This window comes from Blastococcus sp. SYSU DS0541, from assembly GCF_054050875.1.
This window is the reverse complement of sequence record NZ_JBJHAD010000009.1, coordinates 1-19608: the sequence shown is the minus strand read 5'-3', so window position 1 is coordinate 19608 and position 19608 is coordinate 1. Positions and strand designations below refer to the sequence as shown.

At 75.4% G+C, this 19608-nt stretch carries 13 protein-coding genes; 7 read left to right on the top strand and 6 right to left on the bottom strand.

What is annotated here, in order from left to right; all coding sequences use genetic code 11:
* The first annotated feature begins 170 nt into the window (after positions 1 to 170).
* Together ACI794_RS11525 and ACI794_RS11520 are read left to right on the top strand one after the other, a co-directional pair.
* Positions 171 to 1925 (top strand): putative bifunctional diguanylate cyclase/phosphodiesterase, encoded by a 1755-nt coding sequence (locus ACI794_RS11525; protein WP_456616415.1) that lies wholly within the window; start codon positions 171 to 173, stop codon positions 1923 to 1925.
* 122 nt (positions 1926 to 2047) lie between these two features.
* Positions 2048 to 3286, top strand: coding sequence for a polyhydroxyalkanoate depolymerase (locus ACI794_RS11520; RefSeq protein WP_456616414.1), 1239 nt, complete (start codon positions 2048 to 2050; stop codon positions 3284 to 3286).
* A gap of 19 nt (positions 3287 to 3305) precedes the next feature.
* On the opposite strand, the gene ACI794_RS11515 is transcribed toward ACI794_RS11520, so the two are convergent.
* From ACI794_RS11515 to ACI794_RS11495, 5 genes are all read right to left on the bottom strand, one after another.
* On the bottom strand, positions 3306 to 4436 hold the full coding sequence (locus tag ACI794_RS11515; protein ID WP_456616413.1) for an aromatic ring-hydroxylating oxygenase subunit alpha: 1131 nt from the start codon (positions 4434 to 4436) through the stop codon (positions 3306 to 3308).
* Positions 4433 to 5584: an N-methyl-L-tryptophan oxidase gene (solA, locus tag ACI794_RS11510; RefSeq protein ID WP_456616412.1), complete on the bottom strand. Its 1152-nt coding sequence runs from the start codon at positions 5582 to 5584 to the stop codon at positions 4433 to 4435. Before solA ends, ACI794_RS11515 begins: the two co-directional genes overlap by 4 nt.
* A 2-nt stretch (positions 5585 to 5586) precedes the next feature.
* Positions 5587 to 8016, bottom strand: coding sequence for a GcvT family protein (locus tag ACI794_RS11505; protein ID WP_456616411.1), 2430 nt, complete (start codon positions 8014 to 8016; stop codon positions 5587 to 5589).
* A gap of 154 nt (positions 8017 to 8170) precedes the next feature.
* Positions 8171 to 8944 carry an IclR family transcriptional regulator gene (locus tag ACI794_RS11500; protein ID WP_456616410.1) on the bottom strand — a complete coding sequence of 258 codons (774 nt, stop codon included), beginning with the start codon at positions 8942 to 8944 and terminating at the stop codon, positions 8171 to 8173.
* 160 nt (positions 8945 to 9104) lie between these two features.
* A complete protein-coding gene (locus ACI794_RS11495) occupies positions 9105 to 9638 on the bottom strand; it encodes an NUDIX hydrolase family protein (RefSeq protein WP_456579877.1) in 534 nt (177 codons plus the stop codon).
* A gap of 117 nt (positions 9639 to 9755) precedes the next feature.
* Between ACI794_RS11495 and ACI794_RS11490 the strand changes: the two genes are divergently transcribed.
* From ACI794_RS11490 to fmdA, 5 genes are all read left to right on the top strand, one after another.
* Complete coding sequence (locus ACI794_RS11490) at positions 9756 to 11690, top strand: primary-amine oxidase (protein WP_456616409.1); 1935 nt, start codon at positions 9756 to 9758, stop codon at positions 11688 to 11690.
* Positions 11691 to 11798: 108 nt separating this feature from the next.
* Entirely contained in the window at positions 11799 to 16307 is a 4509-nt protein-coding gene (locus tag ACI794_RS11485; RefSeq protein WP_456616408.1) for an HAD-IC family P-type ATPase, read from the top strand.
* Between the two features lie 176 nt (positions 16308 to 16483).
* Complete coding sequence (locus tag ACI794_RS11480; protein ID WP_456616407.1) at positions 16484 to 16768, top strand: zinc ribbon domain-containing protein; 285 nt, start codon at positions 16484 to 16486, stop codon at positions 16766 to 16768.
* Between the two features lie 81 nt (positions 16769 to 16849).
* Positions 16850 to 17533, top strand: coding sequence for an AmiS/UreI family transporter (locus ACI794_RS11475; RefSeq protein WP_456603717.1), 684 nt, complete (start codon positions 16850 to 16852; stop codon positions 17531 to 17533).
* 68 nt (positions 17534 to 17601) lie between these two features.
* Complete coding sequence (gene fmdA / locus ACI794_RS11470) at positions 17602 to 18855, top strand: formamidase (RefSeq protein WP_456603716.1); 1254 nt, start codon at positions 17602 to 17604, stop codon at positions 18853 to 18855.
* Between the two features lie 58 nt (positions 18856 to 18913).
* On the opposite strand, the gene ACI794_RS11465 is transcribed toward fmdA, so the two are convergent.
* Positions 18914 to 19393, bottom strand: coding sequence for a hypothetical protein (locus ACI794_RS11465; protein WP_456603715.1), 480 nt, complete (start codon positions 19391 to 19393; stop codon positions 18914 to 18916).
* Positions 19394 to 19608 lie beyond the last annotated feature (215 nt).

The following is a 19608-nucleotide window of genomic DNA, read 5'->3' as shown; positions in this document are numbered from 1 at the left end:
TCGGCGCGAGCCGACGACGTGCGCGCGCCGCTGCAGAGCCGGCGCATCGTGCCCGACGCCGGCCGCTGACCGGTCGCGGCGGGAACCGGCGAGGCGCCCCGCCTGCCTCGGTCCCCCCGGACGGGTGAGCGGAGATCAACGGCCCGCACGTTCCGGTCGATGTCGTTTCCATGAGGTGGTCCGACGTCCCCGAGGTGGCGACACCGCGCGTCATGACCCAGACCGCCGCCGTCCTGTACCTGGTCGGCGGCATCGCCGGCATGCTCGCCACCCTGGGCACCGACCCCGGCGACCCGTCGCGCACCGCCCTCTTCGCCCTCGCCGGGGGCGTGCTCGTCACCTCCGGGATCGCCTTCCGATGGGGACGGAGCTGGCCCCGGCAGGCCTTCCACGTCGCCATCGGCACGGCGACCACGGTCATCCTCGTCGCCGTCACCCTGAGCCCGGACCCGGTGACGGCGGTCGTGATCGGCTCGCTGGCCAGCTTCATCGCGATCGACGCCTGCTTCTTCAGCCTCCGGCTCGCCGTCGTCCACGTGGTCGCGGTCCTCGGGACCCTCACGACCGCCCTCCTGCTCCGCGGCGACATCGCCCTGCCCACCGCCCTGGCGCTCGACGCGGTGGCCATCGGGCTGAGCACGATCACCCGCGGCCTGGTGATGCGGGCCTCCAGCGCCAGCCGCGACCCGCTCACCGGCCTGGCCAACCGGCGCGGCTTCGACCAGGCGATGGACGAGGCCATGGCAGCGGCCGCCCGCACCGGCGAGCCGTTGTCGGCAGCGCTCCTCGACCTCGACCACTTCAAGGCCCTCAACGACTCCCAGGGCCACGACGCCGGCGACCGGATCCTGCAGCGGGTGGCCGACGTCTGGCGCACGGCCCTGCCGGCACCCGCCGTCCTCGCCCGGCACGGGGGTGACGAGTTCGCCCTGCTGCTGCCCGGGCTGACCGGGCCGGCCGCCCTGGACGTCGTCAGCCTCGTCCGCGCCCTGCACCCGGACATCGGCATGTCCTGCGGCGTGGCCGAGCACCGCCCCGGCGACAGCGCCGCCCAGCTCATGCGCCGCGCCGACCTGGCGCTCTACGGCGTCAAGACGGCCGGCCGGGGCGGGTGCCGGCTCGAGTGCGGCCCCACCTCCGACCTGGCCACCGATCTCGCCGCGGCGCTCGACGCCGGCGCGGTGACGGTGCACTACCAGCCGATCCTCGACCTGCGCACCGACGAGGTGGTCGGCGTCGAGGCACTGGCCCGCTGGACGCACCCCCAGCGTGGCCCGGTGCCGCCGGGCGAGTTCGTCGCCGTCGCCGAGCAGCACGGCCTGATGCCCCGCCTGGGCGAGCACGTGTTCCGGACCGCCTGCACCGAACTGGCCGCGCTGCACGCCGCCACGGGGCGGCGGCTGCACGTCGGCATCAACGTGTCCGGCCGCGAGCTGTCCGACCCGGCCTACGTGCAGCGGGTCCGCGCCGTGCTGGCCGAGACCGGCTGGCGGTCCGCCGACACCGTGCTGGAGGTGACCGAGAGCCTCCTCGAGGCGGAGTCCTCCCTCGCCGTGGCGACGCTGCACGACCTGCGCGCCCTGGGCTTCGTCGTCGCCATCGACGACTTCGGCACCGGGTACTCGTCCCTCAGCCGCCTGGACACCCTTCCCCTCGACGTCCTCAAGGTCGACGCGTCGTTCACCGCGACGATCACCAGCTCCCCGCGGCGGGCCACGATGCTGCGCAGCATCGTGGGCATGGCGCACGGCCTGGGTCTCGACGTCGTCGCCGAGGGCGTCGAGACGGCGGAGCAGGACGCCGAGCTCCGCGCGGTCGGCTGCAGCTTCGGCCAGGGCTGGCACTTCGGCCGGCCCGCACCCCTGGCGGACGTCGTCGCGTCGCTGGACGACCGGTCCGCCCGCACCCCGGCCCTGCGGGCCTGACCAGGCCCCCTGCGCGACGCGCACGAGCGAGCCGCCCTCCTGCGGGCGCGCGGCTCGGCACCCGGTTACCGTGACGTGACGCAGATCTCACGCTGCGCCCGACGACGGAACAGGCGGATCGCATGCTCTACAGCGCCTACCAGTGGAACCGGCGGGCCACGGCGCCCCTCCTGACCGCATCGCAGCTGACCGCCCGGGCACTGGAGGCCGTCCCCGCCCCGCTGGCCCGTACGCCGGCCCTCCGCCACGTACGCGCGGCCTGCGACGTCCTCGGCCACGCGCGTCCGACGCACGACCGCCCGGCGTTCGGCATCGATTCGGTGCTCATCGACAACGAGCCCGTCGCCGTGCAGGAGCGCCCGACGATGCGGACGCCGTTCGCCACCCTCCTGCACTTCGAGAAGCCCGCGGTCGCCGGTCAACCGCGGGTGCTCGTCGTCGGGCCCATGTCCGGGCACTTCACGACGCTGATCCGCCCGACGATCCACACCCTCCTCGCCGACCACGACGTGCACGTCATCGACTGGCACAACGCCCGCGACATCCCGGTCGAGCACGGCCCGTTCGGGCTGGACGAGTACATCGAGCACGTGATGGAGGCCGTCCGGTTCCTCGGTCCGGACACCCACGTCGTCGCCGTCTGCCAGCCGGCCGTGCCGGTGCTGGCCACGGTGGCCCTGCTCGCCGCCGCGGAGGACGCCGCTCAACCCCCGAGCGTCACGCTCATGGCAGGACCCATCGACACCCGGGTGAACCCGAACCGGATCAACACCAGGGCCGCCACCAAGCCGCTCTCCTGGTTCGAGCGACGCGTCGTCGACACCGTGCCGAAGGGGTACGCGGGCGCCGGGCGCCGGGTGTACCCGGGTTTCGTCCAGCTGACCGCGTTCATGTCGATGCACCCGATCCGGCACCTGTCCGCCCACGGGCGGCTCTACCGCGACCTGGTCGCCGGCAACACGGAGCGGGCGGCCGCCACACGGGCCTTCTACGACGAGTACGGCGCCGTCATGGACGTCCCCGCGGAGTTCTACCTCGAGACCGTCGGCCGCGTCTTCCAGGAGCACGCCCTGCCGACCGGCCGACTCTCCTGGCGGGGGCAGCGCGTGGACCCCCGCGCGATCAGCCGGACCGCCCTCCTCACCGTCGAGGGCGAGAACGACGACATCTGCTCACCCGGGCAGACGGTGGCCGCCCACGAGCTGTGCAGCGGCATCCCGCAGGAGAAGAAGCACCACCACCTGCAGCCGGGGGTCGGCCACTACGGCGTCTTCAGCGGATCCCGCTGGGAGGCGGAGATCTACCCGGTCGTCCGTGCCTTCATCGACCGCTCCTCCCAGCGGCTGGCAGCTCCGGCCTGAGCGACCAGCCCGTCGAGGCTCAGCCCTCGCCGAGCCGGTCGCGCAGCCAGTCGTGGAACAGCGCGAGGTGGTGCTCGACGGGCACCAGCACGCCACCGGCCGCGTAGGCCCGCGAGCTCATGCCGGGCTGGGTGCGCTCGCAGGCGGCGAAGTCCTGCTGGTTGACTCGGTGGAACAGCTCGACCGACCGGGAGACGTCCAGCCCGGCGGCGACCACCTCGGATGCGTACAGCCAGTCGCACTCGACCACCGTCCGGTCCACCGCGAGTGGGGTCATCCGCAGCAGGATCACGTGGTCGGGCACCAGGTTGAGGAAGACCGCCGGCTTGATCGTGGCCGCGTAGTACCGGCGGTCCCGGTCCGGGTCGATCCCCGGGAGCGCGGGGAACCCGGCGCTCCCGTCCACGGTGAAGCCCTCGGCGGCGGGGGCGAACTCCGCCCCGTGCCCGACGAAGGACTGCGCCGCGTACCCGCGGCTGAACTCCGGCAGGACGTCGGTCAGCTCGGGGTGGATCGTCGCGCAGTGGTAGCACTCCATGAAGTTCTCGACGACGAGCTTCCAGTTGGCCGCGACGTCGTAGCGGATCCGCCGGCCCAGGGCCAGCCGCCCGACGTCGTACTCCTCGATCGCCGCGGGGTCGCCGAGCCGCTCGGTCACCGCGCCGACGACGTCGTCCTCGAAGGAGGGCGGGGCGTCGGCCAGGCACACCCACGCGTAGCCCAGCCACTCGCGCAGGTGCACCGGCACCAGGCCGTTGGCGACCCGGTCGACGTCGGGCATCCGTGCCAGGTTGGGTGCGGCGACGAGTTCGCCGTCCAGCCCGAAGGACCACGCGTGGTACGGGCAGCGCAGCGTGCGGGTCACCTGCCCCGACTCCTCGCTGCACAGCTGCGCGCCGCGGTGCCGGCACACGTTGAGGAACGCCCGCAGCGCGCCGTCCCGGCCGCGCACCACCAGCACGCTCTCCCGGCCGACCTGCACCCGCCGGAAGCTGCCGGGGGCGGCGACCTCGTCGGTGCGGGCGACGCACTGCCACATCACCTCGAACACCCGCTCCTGCTCGCAGGTGAACAGCGCCGGGTCGGTGTAGTACCGCCCCGCCAGGGTCGGCATCAGGCTCGCGGACGCGGCAGGGAGGGTCGCGGTCATGGGGTGGCCTCCAGTGCGGGCCGGCGGGGGTCGAACAGGCCGATCGGGTGCGTCGTCGCTCCCGTCGTGGCGAGGTCGGCGAGGATCTCCCCGACCACCGGCACGAACTTGAAGCCGTGCCCGGAGAAGCCGCAGGCCACGGTCACCTGCGGGTGCGCGGGGTGCGGCGCGATGACGAAGTGCTCGTCGGGGGTCGTCGTGTACATGCACGTCGCGGCCTTCAGCAGCTCGCCCGGCAGGGTCGGCAGCACCCCGGCCAGGTGCCCGGCCATCGCGGCGACCTCCTCGGCGTGCACCTCCCGGTCGATCGTCTCCGGCGTGCACGGGATCCCGCGCCGGAAGAAGGCCACCTTCGCCCCGCCGTCCGGGCCGTCGATCGCCGGGAAGCCGTAGACCTGGGTGCCGTCGGCCGCCTCGTGGATGTAGATCGGGTGCCGGTCCGGCGTCCATGCGGCGGTGCCGCCGGTCGGCTGGAACCAGTACATGACCTGGCGCTCCACGGTGAGCGGGACGCCGAGGGCGGCCAGCACCTCGGGCGCCCACGAGCCGGGGCTGACCACGAGCGCGCCCGCCTCGTACTCCCCCGCCGCCGTCCGCACCCGCACCCCGCCGCCCGGGGTCGCCGTCCACTCCAGCGCCGGCTCCTGGAAGCGCAGCTCTGCGCCGCGGGAGAAGGCCAGGTCCAGGTGCGCGGCCACGGTCGCCTCCGGCCGGGCGAACCCGGCCGCGGCCTCGAACAGCCCGACCTCGTCGTCGGCCGGGGTCAGCGTCGGGAACCGGCGGCGGACCTCCGCCGCGTCGAGCAGTTCGTGCGCCAGCCCCCACTCGCGGGCGGCACCCAGGCTGCCGGCGACGGTGCGGCTGTCGGGCCGGCCGAGGAACACCCCGCCGGTGCGCACCAGCACGTCGGTGCCGGAGTCGGCGCACAGCTGGTCCCAGAGCTCGTAGGCGCGCAGCAGCAGGGGCACGTAGGCCGGGTCCTCGAAGTAGGCCTGCCGGGTGATCCGCGAGCCGCCGTGGCTGGATCCCTGGTCGTGCGCCGGGCCGAACCGCTCCAGCCCGAGCACCCGCTGCCCGCGGGCGGCCAGGTGCGCGGCGGCCGCGCTGCCCATGCCGCCCAGCCCCAGGACGATGACGTCGTAGGTCATGGTCAGCACCTCATCCGGGCGCCGGCGGGGTCGACGAGCGGGTCGGCGGCGACGGTCGCCCGGACCGGCTCCCCGAACCAGTCGATCGTCACCGCGGTGCCGGGGCCCGCCACCGACGCCGGCAGCCAGGCGTAGGCGATCGACCGGCCGATCGTGTAGCCGAAGCCCCCGCTGGTGACGTGGCCGACCGGTGTCCCGCCGATCCGCACCGGCTCGCGGCCCAGCACCGTCGTCGCCGGGTCGTCGAGGACGAGGCAGGCCAGCCGCCGGTCGTGCGGACGGCGTTCCAGCGCCTCCCCGCCGACGAAGTCCTCGTCCTGGCGGACGGCGAAGGACAGCCCCGCCTCGACCGGGTCGTGCTCGGTCGTCATGTCGACCCCCCAGGCGCGGTAGCCCTTCTCCAGCCGCAGGCTGTCGAACGCCCGGCGCCCCGCGGCGACCAGCCCGTGCCGCTGCCCGGACTCCCAGAGCGCATCCCACAGCCGCAGCCCGGTGGCCGCCTCGGTGTACAGCTCCCAGCCGAGCTCGCCGACGTAGGAGACCCGCAGCGCGGTCACCGGCACGCCGTCGACGGACAGCTCGCGCGCCCGGAACCAGCCGAACGCCTCGTGCGAGACGCCGGTGCGTGTCAGCACCTGGAGCACGTCGCGGGCCCGCGGCCCCCACAGCCCGATGCCGCAGGTGCCCGCGGTGGTGTCCCGCAGCTGCACCGATCCGTCGTCCGGCGCGTGCTGCCGGAACCAGTCGAGGTCGAGCGGGCCGTTGGCCCCCACCTGGAACCGCTGCTCGCCCAGCCGGGCGACCGTCAGGTCGCTGCGGATCCCGCCCGCGGCGTCCAGCAGCAGGGTGTAGGTCACCCGGCCGACGGGCCGGGCGACGTCGTTGGTGGTCAGCCGCTGCAGGAAGGCGCAGGCCCCCGGACCGGTCACCTCGATCCGGGTGAGCGGCGTCATGTCGTACATCGCGCCGTGCCTCCGGGTGGCCAGCGCCTCGGCGGCCACGGTCGGCGACCACCACCGCGCCGCCCAGGGGTGCCGCGGCGGCAGGTCCAGCCCCTCGGCCAGCGGCGCGTTGGCCTCGAACCACAGCGGCCGCTCCCAGCCGCCCGCCTCGGTGAAGACGGCGCCGAGCTCCTGCTGCCGGCCGTAGAACGGGCTGGTGCGCAGCGGACGCAGCACCGCGGGCGGGTCGAGCGGGTGCACGACGTCGTAGACCTCGACGAACTGCTGCGCCCCGCGCCCGGCCACGTACTCCGGCGAGAGCTGCACGTCGGTGAACCGGTGCAGGTCGCACTCGTGCACGTCGGTGCGCGGCTGGCCCTCGACCAGCCACTCGGCCAGCGCCTTCGCCACGCCCGCCGAGTGGGTCACCCACACCGCCTCGGCGACCCAGAAGCCGGGCAGGTCGCGGTGCTCGCCGAGCAGCGGCATGCCGTCGGGGGTGAAGGAGAAGACGCCGTTGATGCCGTCGGCGACCTCGGTGGCGGCGAGCCCGGGCAGCAGCGCCAGGCTCTGCTTCCAGGCGTCGGCGAAGTCGTCGGGGGTGAAGGGCAGGCAGCTGTTCGGGTGCTGCTCGGTCTCCGCGGCGGTGACCGGCATCGGCCGGTGGCCGTAGGAGCCGATGCCGATCCGGTCGCCGTGCTCCCGGTAGTAGAGGTCGGCGTCCTGGTGCCGCAGGATCGGCGCGCTGATCTCCCGGGTCGCACCGGCCAGCGCCGGCACCGGCGCCGTGGTGGCGTACTGGTGCGCCAGCGGCTGCAGCGGCACGGTCAGCCCGGCGAGCGCGCCGACGTCCGGGCCCCAGAAGCCGGCGGCGCAGACGACGACGTCGGCCGGCACGAAGCCCTGGTCGGTCTCCACGCCGCTGACCCGGCCGCGTTCCTGCGCGACCCCGGTGACCCGGTGCCGGGCGAGGTAGCGGGCGCCCCGCTCGATCGCCCGCCGCGCCTGCGCCTCCCCGGCCGGCACCGCGTGCGCCAGCCCGTCGCTCGGCACGTGCAGCCCGCCCAGCACGGCGGCCGGGTCCAGCAACGGGTGCAGCCGGGCGCACTCCTCCGGGTCGACCAGCCGAGCCTCGATGCCCCACGAGGTGGCCAGGCCGTGCCGGCGGGCCAGGTCGGCCCAGCGCTCCGGCGTCGTCGCCACCTCCAGGCCGCCGACCGGCCGGAATACGGGTGCGCCGTCGAGCGCGAGGTCGCCCAGCTTGCCGACGGTGTAGCTCGCGAACTCGGCCAACGTCTTCGAGGGGTTGGTCTGGAAGACCAGGCCCGGCGCGTGCGAGCTCGAACCGCCGGCCGCGAACAGCGGCCCCCGGTCGAGCACGGTGACGTCGGTCCAGCCGCGCGCGGTGAGCTCGTCGGCCAGCGAGCACCCGACGATCCCGGCGCCGATGACCACGACGCGGGGCGACGTCCTGCGGGGAGCCATGTCCATGGCCACGCCCTTCGCTCGTTGCGGATCCCGCAACGGTTCGCGGGATGCGCAACAGCGTCCGAAAGGCCTCCGCACCCCGTCAAGAGGCGTCCGCGTGTCGTCGCGCGTCCTGACACGGTGTTCACACCGCCGACACGGAGCGCGGCTCCGGCGCTCAGCCCAGCTGCCGGCCGGTCTCCGTGGCGACGACGCACAGCCGCTCCGCGACCTCGGCGAACCGGTCGCGCGGCAGCCGGTAGGACGGCGCCGAGACGCTGAGCGCGGCGACCAGCCGCCCGTCCGGCGCGCACACCGGCGCGGCCACCGCGTTGAGGCCCAGCTCGAGCTCCCCCTCGGTGGCCGCCCACCCCTGCTCGCGCACCCCGGCCAGCACCTCGTCCAGGACCGCGGCCTCGGTGATCGTCGACGGTGTGTACCGCTCCAGCGGTGTGCCGGAGAGGGCCGCGCGCGCGGCCGCCGGCCCGAAAGCCAGCAGCACCTTGCCGCTGGAGGTGGCGTGCAGCGGGGTGCGCCGGCCGACCCAGTTCAGCACTCCCACCGAGGCGCTCCCCTGCACCTGGCTGATGTTGACCGCGCTGTCGCCGTCCAGGACCGCGAGGTTGACCGTCTCGTCGAGCTCGGCGGCCAGCCGCTCGCACACCTCGCGCCCCAGCCGGGTGAGGTCCAGCTGCGCCGCGCTCGCCCCGGCCAGGCGCACCAACCCGAACCCGAGCCGGTAGGTGCCCCGATCCCCCAGCTGCTCGACCAGCCCGTGGGCCTCCAGGGTGGCCAGCAGCCGGAAGGCGGTGGACTTGTGCACCCCCAGCTCGGCGCCGAGGTCGGTGACACCCGCGCTGCCGCGGTCGGCCAGGAGGGAGAGCATCGCCAGCGCCCGGTCGACGGACTGGACGAGCGGGGCTTGGCCGTCGCCGTCCGCACCGTTGCGCATGACGCAACGCTAGCCCAGCCCGTGCGCCGGCGGAGGCGTCGACCCCCACGCGCGCAGCGGGTGCTCCGGGCGACGAGGCCGCCCGGCCCGAAGAGGCGTGCGCGGCCGGTGCCGGGAGAGCGTGCCCGCCCACCAGCTCCGCCACCGGGCGGGGCCGGGGTCAGACGCCGAGATGCGCGAGCGCCTGCAGCAGCAGGGTCGCCTGACCGTTCGTGAGCTCCGCGAGCACCGCCGGGTCGCGCGCCTCCAGCGGCGTGAACCAGGTCAGCTCGAGCGCGTCCTGCTGCGGCGAGCAGTCACCCTCCACCGGGACGACGTAGGCCAGCGAGACCGCGTGCTGGCGCGGGTCGTGGAACGGCGTCACCCCGGGGGTCGGGAAGTACTCGGCGACGGTGAACGGCTGCGGCGCCGGCGGGACGCGCGGCAGCGCCAGCGGGCCGAGGTCCTTCTCCAGGTGCCGCAGCAGCGCCGCGCGCACCCGCTCGTGGTACAGCACCCGCCCCGAGACCAGGGCCCGCTTGATCTGCCCGTCCTCGCCCGCGCGCAGCAGCAGCCCGATCGAGGTCACCGTGCCCTGCTCGTCCACCCGCACCGGCACCACGTCGACGTAGAGGATCGGCAGCCGCTCGCGCGCCGCGTCCATCTCCTCGCGGGCCAGCCAGCCCCCGCCTGTCGCCGTCGTCAGCTCGGTCATGGCACCTGTCTAGCCGACGCACCCGCCCGCCCGACACCCGCGCCGCCGGAGCGGGGACGTGCTCCCGGTCACGCGGGGCCCTTCCGCTCCGGCGCCACCGGGAGTAGGCACATCACCATGACCGCCGTCACCACGCGCACGACCGCCCACCCGCTCGCCCGGCTCACCGCCGAGGAGATCACGACCGCGACGGGGATCGTCCGCGCCGCGGGCCTCTGCGCCGGGTCGACGAAGGTCGTCTACGTCGGCCTCGAGGAGCCGCACAAGGCCCAGGTCCTGGCCTGGCAGCCCGGCGACGCCGTCGAGCGCCGGGTCCGGGCACTGCTGCTGGACCGGGCCACCGGCGGCGGGCGCGACGTCACCGTCTCGCTCACCGCCGGCGCCGTCGTCCGGGACGTCGAGCTCGACGCGGTCGCCGACGGGCAGGTGCCGATCCTCGACGCCGAGTTCGAGGCGATCGAGCCGATCCTCGCCGCCGACGAGCGCTGGGTCGCGGCGATGACCAAGCGCGGGCTCGACGTCGCCCAGGTGCGCTGCGTGCCCCTGTCGGCCGGCTCCTACTTCGCCGACGAGGAGGGGCACCGGATGATCCGCGTGCTCGGCTTCCACCAGGCCGACGAGGCGGACCTGCCGTGGGCGCACCCCGTGGACGGCGTCGTCGCGTTCGTCGACATGACCCGCGGCGTCGCGACGGCGGTGCAGGACCACTACGACCTGGCGGTCCCCGCCGAGCGCGCCGACCTCACCCCCGACGTGCACCCCGCCCCGCTGCGCGACCTCAAGCCGATCGAGATCACCCAGCCCGAGGGGCCGAGCTTCACCGTCGTCGACGACGAGGTCAGCTGGGCCGGCTGGCGGTTCCGCATCGGGTTCGACATGCGGGAGGGGCTGGTCCTGCACCAGGTCTCGATCGACGGCCGGTCGGTGATCCACCGCGCGTCGATCGCGGAGATGGTCGTGCCCTACGCCGACCCCTCGCCGGTGCGGTTCTGGCAGAACTACTTCGACACCGGCGAGTACCTCTTCGCCCGGTACACCAACTCCCTGGAGCTGGGCTGCGACTGCCTCGGCGAGATCCACTACCTCGACGCCACGATCGCCGACGAGGACGGCGCCCCGCGCACCATCCGGAACGCGATCTGCATGCACGAGGAGGACTACGGCGTCCTCTTCAAGCACACCGACCTCTTCAACGGGATGGCCGAGACCCGGCGGCAGCGGCGGCTGGTGGTCAGCTTCTTCACCACCATCGGCAACTACGACTACGGCTTCTACTGGTACCTCTACCTCGACGGCACCATCCAGCTGGAGAGCAAGGCCACCGGCGTCGTCTTCACCTCCGCCTTCCGCGGCGAGGAGCACCCGTACGCCACCGAGATCGCCCCGGGCCTCGGCGCGCCGTTCCACCAGCACCTGTTCTCCGCCCGGCTGGACATGGCGGTCGACGGGGTCGACAACACCGTCTACGAGGTCGACGCCGTCCGGCAGCCGGTGAGCGACGCCAACCCGTACGGCAACGCCTTCACCCGGCGCAGCACCCCGCTGACCTCCGAGGCGGAGGCCGCCCGGCTGGCCGACAGCAGCGTCGGCCGGGTGTGGCACGTGGTCAACGAGTCGAAGCGCAACCGGCTCGGCCAGCCGGTGGGCTACGCGCTGCACCCGGAGGGCGGGCCGGTGCTGCTGGCCGACGAGAACTCCTCGGTGCACGCCCGGGCCACCTTCTCGACCAGGCACCTGTGGGTGACGCGGTACGACCCGGCGGAGCGGTACGCGGCCGGTGACTTCGTGAACCAGCACCCGGGATCGGCCGGGCTGCCGGCGTTCGTCGCCGACGACGAGCCGCTCACCGACACCGACGTGGTGCTGTGGCACACCTTCGGCCTCACCCACTTCCCGCGGCCAGAGGACTGGCCGGTCATGCCGGTCGACTACGCCGGGTTCACGCTCAAGCCGGTCGGGTTCTTCGACCGCAACCCGGCCCTCGGCGTGCCGCGGTCGGCCTCCTCCCACTGCGCGCCGGCGAACGGGGAGCACGGCGGGCACTGCTCGTGACCCCCGACGGGCCGGCCGCGCTGCGCCGGTGAGACCGCCGGGCCGCGAACCCTGCGGTTCACCGGCCGTTCACGTACCGTTTCCCGTGACCGTCGTCACGGGGGCGCCATGACTGTGCTGCACCGGCTGGGCTCCGCCGCTCGCCAGGCCACGCAGGTGGCCACCGGTGCGGCCGCGCTGGCCGCCGTCCCGGTGGTCGTGGGTGCGGGCCTGCTGGGCGGGACGGCGTCGGCCACCACGCGGGCGGCGCGCGCCGGGGTCGCGGGGTCCCTGCACCTGGCCCACGGCGTCGCCGTCTCCGGCACCCGCGCGGTCGGCACCCTGGTCAGCGGCGCCGACCCGCTGCCCAGCGGCCACCTGCACGACCTGGTCGACGCCGCCCGCGGCCTGCTGGAGCCCCCGCAGACCCGGCACACGCGCCGCGTCTGGCGCGACCGCGACCGGCTGCAGATCGAGGTCGAGGACCCCGCCGACGACGATCCCCCCGCCGCCCGCGCCGCCCTGCGCCGCCAGCTCGAACGCCTCGAGGGCGTCGAGTGGGCCACGGTCAACGACGTCGTCGGCCGGGTGCTGGTCGCGGTCGACGCCCGCCGGGTCGGCATCGAGGACGTCGTCGGCGTGGTCACCGAGATCGAGCAGGCCCGCGGCGGCACCGGCGTCTTCCCGTACCGCCCCGACCACCCGGCCGACGTCGAGCCGCTGCTGGCCGCCGTGGCCGCCGCCGCCGTCGACGTCGCGGCCGTCGGCGTCGCCACCGCCGCGAAGTACCTGCCGATCCCCGCGGTGCACCGGCACGCCACGCTGGTCATGGCGCTGCTGGACACCCAGCAGTGGCTCAAGCGCGGGCTGTCGGACCGGATCGGCCCGGTCGGCACGGACCTGGTCTTCGAGGGCACCAGCGCGCTGCTGCACTCGCTCACCCAGAGCCCCACCCTGCCCGCGATCAACGCCGCCGCCGCGGTGCAGCGAGCGCTGGAGGTGCGCGCCCGCCGCCGGGTGTGGTGCCGACGCGAGCGGGAGCTGTGCGGCCCGGAGCCCGACGACGACCGCTCGCCCGCGCCGCCGCCCGGCCCGCGGCCCGGCGAGCTGCCGCGCGGCCCGATCGAGACCTACCGCGACCGCCTCGGCCCCACCGAGCTCGGCGCGGCGCTCGGCCTGCTCGCGCTCACCGGGCGCCCCGGACGCTCGGCCGACCTCATCCGGGCGCTCACCCCCAAGGCGGCCGTGCAGGGCCGCGAGTCCTTCGCCGCCACGCTCGACCTGCTGCTGTGCCGGCAGGGCGTGCTGCCGATGGACGGCTCGGTCTACCGCCGGCTCGACCGGGTCGACGCCGCCGTCGTCGACGCCGCCGCGCTCTGCACCGGCCCGCCGGTGGTCGTCGAGGCCGTCGCGGACGCCGACGGGTGGGACGACGCCGCCGTCTGGTCGGCCGCCACCCGCCTGCTCACCGGCGACGGCGACGGCGACGACCGGCTCCGCCTCGGGCCGGTGCGCCGCAGCGACGACGCCCCCGGCGGCGAGGTGCGCTCGTTGCTGCAGGGCCGCCGCCGGGTCGGCACGGTCACCGTCGCCGCCGAGCTCGACCCGCACGCCGAGTCGCTGCTCACCACCGTCGCCGACGCGGGCCTGCGGCTGGTGCTCACCCGGCACGTCGGGGCCCGCGACATAGCCGGGCTCGCCGACGACGTCGCCGATGCGGGGACGGCGCTCGTCGACACCGTGCGGGGGCTGCAGGAGGAGGGGCACGGCGTCCTGGTGGTCTCGGCCACCGACGGGCCCGCGCTGATGGCCGCCGACGTCGCGGTCGCCCCGGTGCTGCCTGGCCGCGCGCCGGTGTGGGGCGCCGACCTGGTCACCGATCCCGGCCTCGCCGACGCCTGCCGCATCGTCGCCGCGGTCCCCGACGCCCGGACGGTCAGCCGCCGGGCGACCGCGGCCGCGCTCACCGGGAACGTCCTCGGCGGGCTGCTCGCCGCCGTCGGCAGCCCGCGTGCCGGCCAGCAGCGGGCCACGACACCGGGCAAGTGGGCGACCGTCACCACGATGGTCACCGGCACCCGCGCCGCCGTGGTGGCCGCCCGCCGCCCGGTGCCGGCCCCGACCGCGCACACCCCCTGGCACGCGCTCGACCCCGACGAGGTGCTGCGCCGGCTGGCCGACGTCCCGGCTCCGCCCGAGCACCCCCCGGGCCGGGTGACCGCGGCCGCGCGGCGGGCCGCCGCCTCCCGCGCCGTCCGGGTCCCGGCCCGGTTCGGCCGCACCGTCGGCGCGGAGCTCGCCGACCCGCTCACCCCGATCCTGGCCACCGGCGCCGCGGCCACGGCCGTGCTCGGCGAGGTCACCGACGCGGTGCTGGTCGGCAGCGTCACCGCCATCAACGCCGTCGTCAGCGGCCTGCAGCGGATGCGCGCCGAGAGCACGCTGGAGGCGCTGCTGCTCGAGCAGGCGCACTGCGCCCGCCGCGAGACCGGCGGCGGCACCGAGGAGGTCCCCGCCACCGCGCTGCGCCTGGGCGACGTGCTCCTCGTCGAGCCCGGCGACGTGATCGGCGCCGACGCCCGGTTGCTGGAGGCCGAGGACCTGGAGGTCGACGAGTCGAGCCTCACCGGGGAGTCGCTGTCGGTCGCCAAGTCGGTGCCCGCCACGCCGGGGGCGGAGCTCGCCGACCGCACCTGCATGCTCTTCGACGGCACCACGGTGGTCGCCGGGCGCGGGCGGGCCGCCGTCGTCGCCGTCGGGGCCGCCACCCAGGCCGGGCGCGCGGCCCGCGCCGCGGGGGGCGCCGCACCCCCGGCCGGCGTCCAGGCGCGGCTGGCCGAGCTCACCCGCGCCGTGCTGCCCCTCACCCTCGCGGGCGGCGGCGCGGTCACCCTGCTCGGCGTGCTGTGGGGTCGCCCGCTGCGGGAGTCGGTCGCATCGGGGCTCGCGATCGCGGTCGCCGCGGTGCCCGAGGGGCTGCCGCTGGTCGCCACCGTGGCCCAGCAGGCCGCGGCCCGGCGGCTGTCCCGGCGCGGCGCGGTGGTGCGCAGCGCGCGGGTGCTCGAGGCGCTCGGCCGGGTGGACACCGTCTGCTTCGACAAGACCGGCACGCTGACCGAGAACCGGCTGCGGGTGGCCCGGCTGCTCCCCCTGGACGACGGCACCGAGGAGGAGCTCCTCCGGCTCGCCGCCGCCGGCATGGGCAACGGAGACGACCGCTCCCACGAGACCGACCGGGCGGTGCTGGAGGCCGCCGGCGACGCGTGGAGCTCCCCGCCCGACGCGTGCCTGGCCTTCGCCGCCGGCCGCGGCTTCTCCGCCGCCGTCCGCGACGGCCGGCTGGTCGTGAAGGGCGCGCCCGAGGTGGTGCTGCGCCGGTGCGACGGCGCCCCGGAGCTGCGCGACCGCATCCGGCAGCTGGCCGGCGAGGGGTTGCGGGTGCTCGCCGTCGCCGACCGCGCCGTCGACGGGACACCCGAGGACCTGGACGGGGCGGCCACCGGGCTGGCGCTGCGCGGGCTGGTCGGGCTCTCGGACACCCTGCGCGAGTCCTCGGTGCGCGCCGTCGAGCAGCTGCGGGCGGCCGGCGTGCGGGTGGTGGTGGCCACCGGCGACCACCCCGAGACGGCGAGCGCGATCGCCGCGCAGGCCGGGGTCCCGGACGCCGACCGGGTGGTCACCGGCGCGCAGCTGGCCCGGGCCACCGACGCCGAGCGGGCGCGGCTGGTCGCCGGGACCGCCGTCTTCGCCCGGCTCAGCCCCGAGCAGAAGGTCACGCTGGTGCAGGCGCTGCGCCGGGCGGGGGCGACGCTCGCGATGACCGGCGACGGGGTGAACGACGCCGCCGCGATCCGGCTGGCCGACGTCGGCGTCGGCGTCGAGGGCGCGGAGTCCCCCGCCGCCCGCACCGCCGCCGACCTCGTGCTCACCGACCTCGACCTCACCCGGCTGGTCGACGCGATCGCCGAGGGCCGGGCCATGTGGTCGCGGGTGCGCGACGCGGTGTCGGTCCTGGTCGGTGGGAACGCCGGCGAGGTGGCGTTCACCGTGCTCGGCACCGCCGTCGGGGGCCGGGCGCCGGTGAACACCCGCCAGCTGCTGCTGGTCAACCTGCTCACCGACATGTTCCCGGCGCTCGCCGTCGCGGTGGCCGCACCCCGGCAGGCCCCGGCGGGCGACGACGACGGGCCGCTGGCCGGTCACCCGCTGGCGCCGGTGCTGCGGGCCGGCCCGCACCGGGGTTTCACCGCGGCGGTGCGGCGGATGGTGCTCGTGCGGGGTGCCGCGACGACGGCCGGCGCCACCGCTGCGTGGTTCGTGGGCCGTGCGACGCCGGTGTTCCCCGGCCGGGCCAGCACGATGGGGCTGGCCGCGCTGATCACCACGCAGCTGGCGCAGACCGCGTGGTCGGGGCGGCGCAACCCGCTGGTGCTGGTCACCGTGGCCGGCTCGCTGGCAGCCCTGGTCGCGATCGTGCAGACCCCGGGGGTGAGCCGGTTCTTCGGCTGCACGCCGCTGGACCCGGTCTCGTGGGCCGTGGTGCTGGGCTGCGCCGCCGCGGCCGCCGCGGGTGCCGAGCTCGTGCCGGGGGTCGTGACCCGGTGGCGGGCGGCGGGGCCGTCGGTCCCCCGCCCGTGACCAGCAGTCCCTGCGGTCGGTGACGGGGCAGCACGGCGGGTGAGGGCGCGCGCATGCGCCATCCCGGACGGTCGGCCGTGCCTGCGTCGCCGTCGCCCGAGGGGTTGACCAGCACTTCCACACGCGAGCAGCGTGGCCGACCTCGATCACCGCACCCGGCTCGACGGAGGACGGCGATGGCGCAGTACGTGTACCGCTGCGACGACCACGGGCTCACCGAGCGCTCGCACCCGATCGGCACCGCCGGGCCGACGACGCCCTGCCCCGCCTGCGGGTCCGCCGCCGCGCGGGTCATCACCGCACCGCGGCTCTCCCTCGGTGACGCCACCCGCCGGGCGCTGATCGACCGCACCGAGCGCACGCGCGACGAACCCCGGGTCGTCTCCTCCCCCGGCCCGCGGCCGGCCCGATCCTCCCCGGTGGCCGCCAACCCGGCGCTGCGCCGGCTCCCCCGGCCCTGACCCGGGCACCACGACACCGCACCACGCGACACCGCTACGCCGAACGGGGACCACGACGCCAACCAGCGAGGGGATGTCCAGATGGCCAGCGTGGGACTCCTGTACGTCGGAGCCGTCCTGATCCTCAACGGCCTGATGCTCCTGGGCCGGGTGGACGCCCGGGCGGCCGCGCCGCTGAACTTCTTCGTCGGTGGGTTGCAGGTGATCACCCCGACGTACCTGATCTTCACCTCCGGTGGGAACCCCGACGCGGTCCTCGCCGCCTCGGGGCTGTACCTGTTCGGCTTCACCTACCTCTACGTCGGGTTCAACCTGCTCGGCGGCCTGGACGGCACCGGGCTCGGGTGGTTCTCGGCGTTCGTCGCCGGGTGCGCCCTGGTCTACGCCGGCCTGAACTTCGGGCGCCTCGACGACCCGGCCTTCGGCGTCATCTGGCTCTACTGGGCCGTCCTCTGGGCGCTGTTCTGGGTGGTGCTCGGGCTCAAGCGCGAGGAGTGGACGCGCTTCACCGGCCTGGTCGCCGTCGTCGCCGGGGTGTTCACCGCCGCGATCCCCGCCTTCATGCTGCTCACCGGCGTCTGGGGCGACTACCTCACCGAGTCCGCGATCGTCCTCGCGGTGATCTGCCTGGCGTCGCTCGCGCTCGCCCCCAGGCTGCGCGTGCCCCAGCCGGCGGAGGCGAGGGCACCCGCGCCGGAACTCCGGGAGCCCGACGCGCCGCCGTCCCCCCGCTCCGGCACCCCCGCCGCCCACGAGAGGAGGTGACCGCGCCCGCTGCCGGATCCACCCCCGCTGCACCGGCCGTGCAGCGTCGCCCGACCAGGAGGCAAGCCGTGCCGAAAGTCGTCTACCCGCTGGACTCGTCCAAGAAGTTCACCGACCAGAAGTACGTGGGCCACAACCGCTGGCACCCCGACATCCCGACCAACGTCACCGTCCGCCCCGGCGACACGTTCCGCGTCGACTGCCGGGAGTGGTTCGACGGGGCGATCCACAACGACGACTCCGCCGACGACGTCCGGGACGCCCCGCTCTCGACGGTGCACTGCCTGAGCGGCCCGTTCTCCGTCGAAGGCGCGCAGCCCGGTGACCTCCTGATCGTGGACATCCTCGACGTCGGCCCCATCCCCCAGGAGGACTCCGGGCCGCTCGCCGGGCAGGGCTGGGGCTACACCGGCATCTTCGCCAAGCAGAACGGCGGCGGCTTCCTCACCGACCAGTTCCCCGACGCCTACAAGGTGATCTGGGACTTCTCCGGTCAGACCGCCACCTCCCGGCACGTCCCCGGGGTCTCGTTCACCGGCATCGTGCACCCGGGACTGATGGGCACCGCGCCGTCGGCCGACCTGCTGGCCCGCTGGAACCGCCGCGAGCAGGCGCTGATCGACACCGACCCCGACCGCGTGCCGCCGCTGGCGCTGCCGCCGCTCCCCCAGGACGCCATCCTCGGCACGCTGGAGGGCGCGGAGTACGACCGGGTGGCGGGCGAGGCCGCGCGGACGGCACCGCCCCGGGAGAACGGCGGCAACCAGGACATCAAGAACCTGACCAAGGGCAGCCGCGTCTTCTACCCGGTGTTCGTCGACGGCGCGAAGCTGTCGCTCGGCGACCTGCACTTCTCCCAGGGCGACGGCGAGATCACCTTCTGCGGCGCCATCGAGATGGGCGGCTTCATCGACCTGCACGTCGACCTGATCAAGGGCGGCATGGAGACCTACGGGGTGAGCGAGAACGCCATCTTCATGCCGGGCAACGTCGACCCCCGGTACGAGCGCTGGCTGGCCTTCTCCGGGACGTCGGTCACCCTGGACGACGAGCAGCGCTACCTGGACTCGCACCTGTCCTACCAGCGCGCCTGCCTGCACGCGATCGACTACCTCACGAAGTTCGGCTACACGCCGGAGCAGGGCTACATGATCCTCGGCGCCGCGCCGATCGAGGGCCGGCTGTCCGGGGTGGTCGACATCCCGAACTCCTGCTCCACGGTCTACCTGCCGACCGGGATCTTCGACTTCGACGTGACGCCGTCGGCGTCGGGCCCCACCCGGATCGACCCCGGCATGGGCGTTCCGCGGTCGAGCTTCTGATCCGGAGAACCCGCGAGCCCCGCACCCGGTCGGGTGCGGGGCTCGCGTCGGGTCATGGTCAGTCGCCGGTGTAGGCGGCCACGCCGAAGTGCTGCTCGCCGTCCTCGTCCACCTGGACCAGCACGGTGTAGGCCTGACCGCCGATGATCGCGTCGCAGGTGTCGCCGTCGCACTCGATGGTCTCCACCTCACCGCCCTGCTCGGCCAGCGCGCGGGTGACGGCGGCCTCGGTGGCGGCGTCGTCCTCGTCGATGCCGCCGCGCCACAGGACGAGGCCGGCGATGGCGATCGCCGCCACGACGACGGCGACCAGCGCGGCGATCAGCAGGCCGCTGTTGCGCGCCGCCCAGCCCGGCTCGCCCGAGCCTTCCGGCTGCCCGCCCGGGGCGGATGCGCCGGCGACACCGCCGCCGTCGAGGACGCCGCTGGTCACGCCGTCGGTCGGCCCGGCGACCGCCGGCACGGGCGGCGGGAAGGACGGGTTCGGCTGGCCCTCGCCCGCCGGGGGGCCGGTCGGGTTCGGGGTGTCGGTGCTCATGGGAGGTCGTCCTTCATCGGGGGTGCGGGGTCGTCGGGGTGCGGGTCATCGGGTGCGAGAGCGTCCGGCCGGCCGACGCCGGAAACCCTGCCACAGCGCAGCGGGCGCGCGGGCGCACGGTCGGCGTCCCCGGCGGCCTGCCGGCCGTCGCGCGGCGGGCCGGCCCCCCGGTGGGGGGTGGCTGGGGGGGGGGGGGGGAGGCGGGGTGGGGGCGG

Coding starts and splice junctions, on each gene's coding strand:
- ACI794_RS11500 (WP_456616410.1), bottom strand. CDS start 8,944: ATGCGCAACGGTGCGGACGGCGACGGCCAAGCCCCGCTCGTCCAGTCC.
- ACI794_RS11495 (WP_456579877.1), bottom strand. CDS start 9,638: ATGACCGAGCTGACGACGGCGACAGGCGGGGGCTGGCTGGCCCGCGAG.
- solA (WP_456616412.1), bottom strand. CDS start 5,584: ATGACCTACGACGTCATCGTCCTGGGGCTGGGCGGCATGGGCAGCGCG.
- ACI794_RS11485 (WP_456616408.1), top strand. CDS start 11,799: ATGACTGTGCTGCACCGGCTGGGCTCCGCCGCTCGCCAGGCCACGCAG.
- ACI794_RS11465 (WP_456603715.1), bottom strand. CDS start 19,393: ATGAGCACCGACACCCCGAACCCGACCGGCCCCCCGGCGGGCGAGGGC.
- ACI794_RS11475 (WP_456603717.1), top strand. CDS start 16,850: ATGGCCAGCGTGGGACTCCTGTACGTCGGAGCCGTCCTGATCCTCAAC.
- ACI794_RS11525 (WP_456616415.1), top strand. CDS start 171: ATGAGGTGGTCCGACGTCCCCGAGGTGGCGACACCGCGCGTCATGACC.
- ACI794_RS11505 (WP_456616411.1), bottom strand. CDS start 8,016: ATGGACATGGCTCCCCGCAGGACGTCGCCCCGCGTCGTGGTCATCGGC.
- ACI794_RS11515 (WP_456616413.1), bottom strand. CDS start 4,436: ATGACCGCGACCCTCCCTGCCGCGTCCGCGAGCCTGATGCCGACCCTG.
- ACI794_RS11480 (WP_456616407.1), top strand. CDS start 16,484: ATGGCGCAGTACGTGTACCGCTGCGACGACCACGGGCTCACCGAGCGC.
- ACI794_RS11520 (WP_456616414.1), top strand. CDS start 2,048: ATGCTCTACAGCGCCTACCAGTGGAACCGGCGGGCCACGGCGCCCCTC.
- ACI794_RS11490 (WP_456616409.1), top strand. CDS start 9,756: ATGACCGCCGTCACCACGCGCACGACCGCCCACCCGCTCGCCCGGCTC.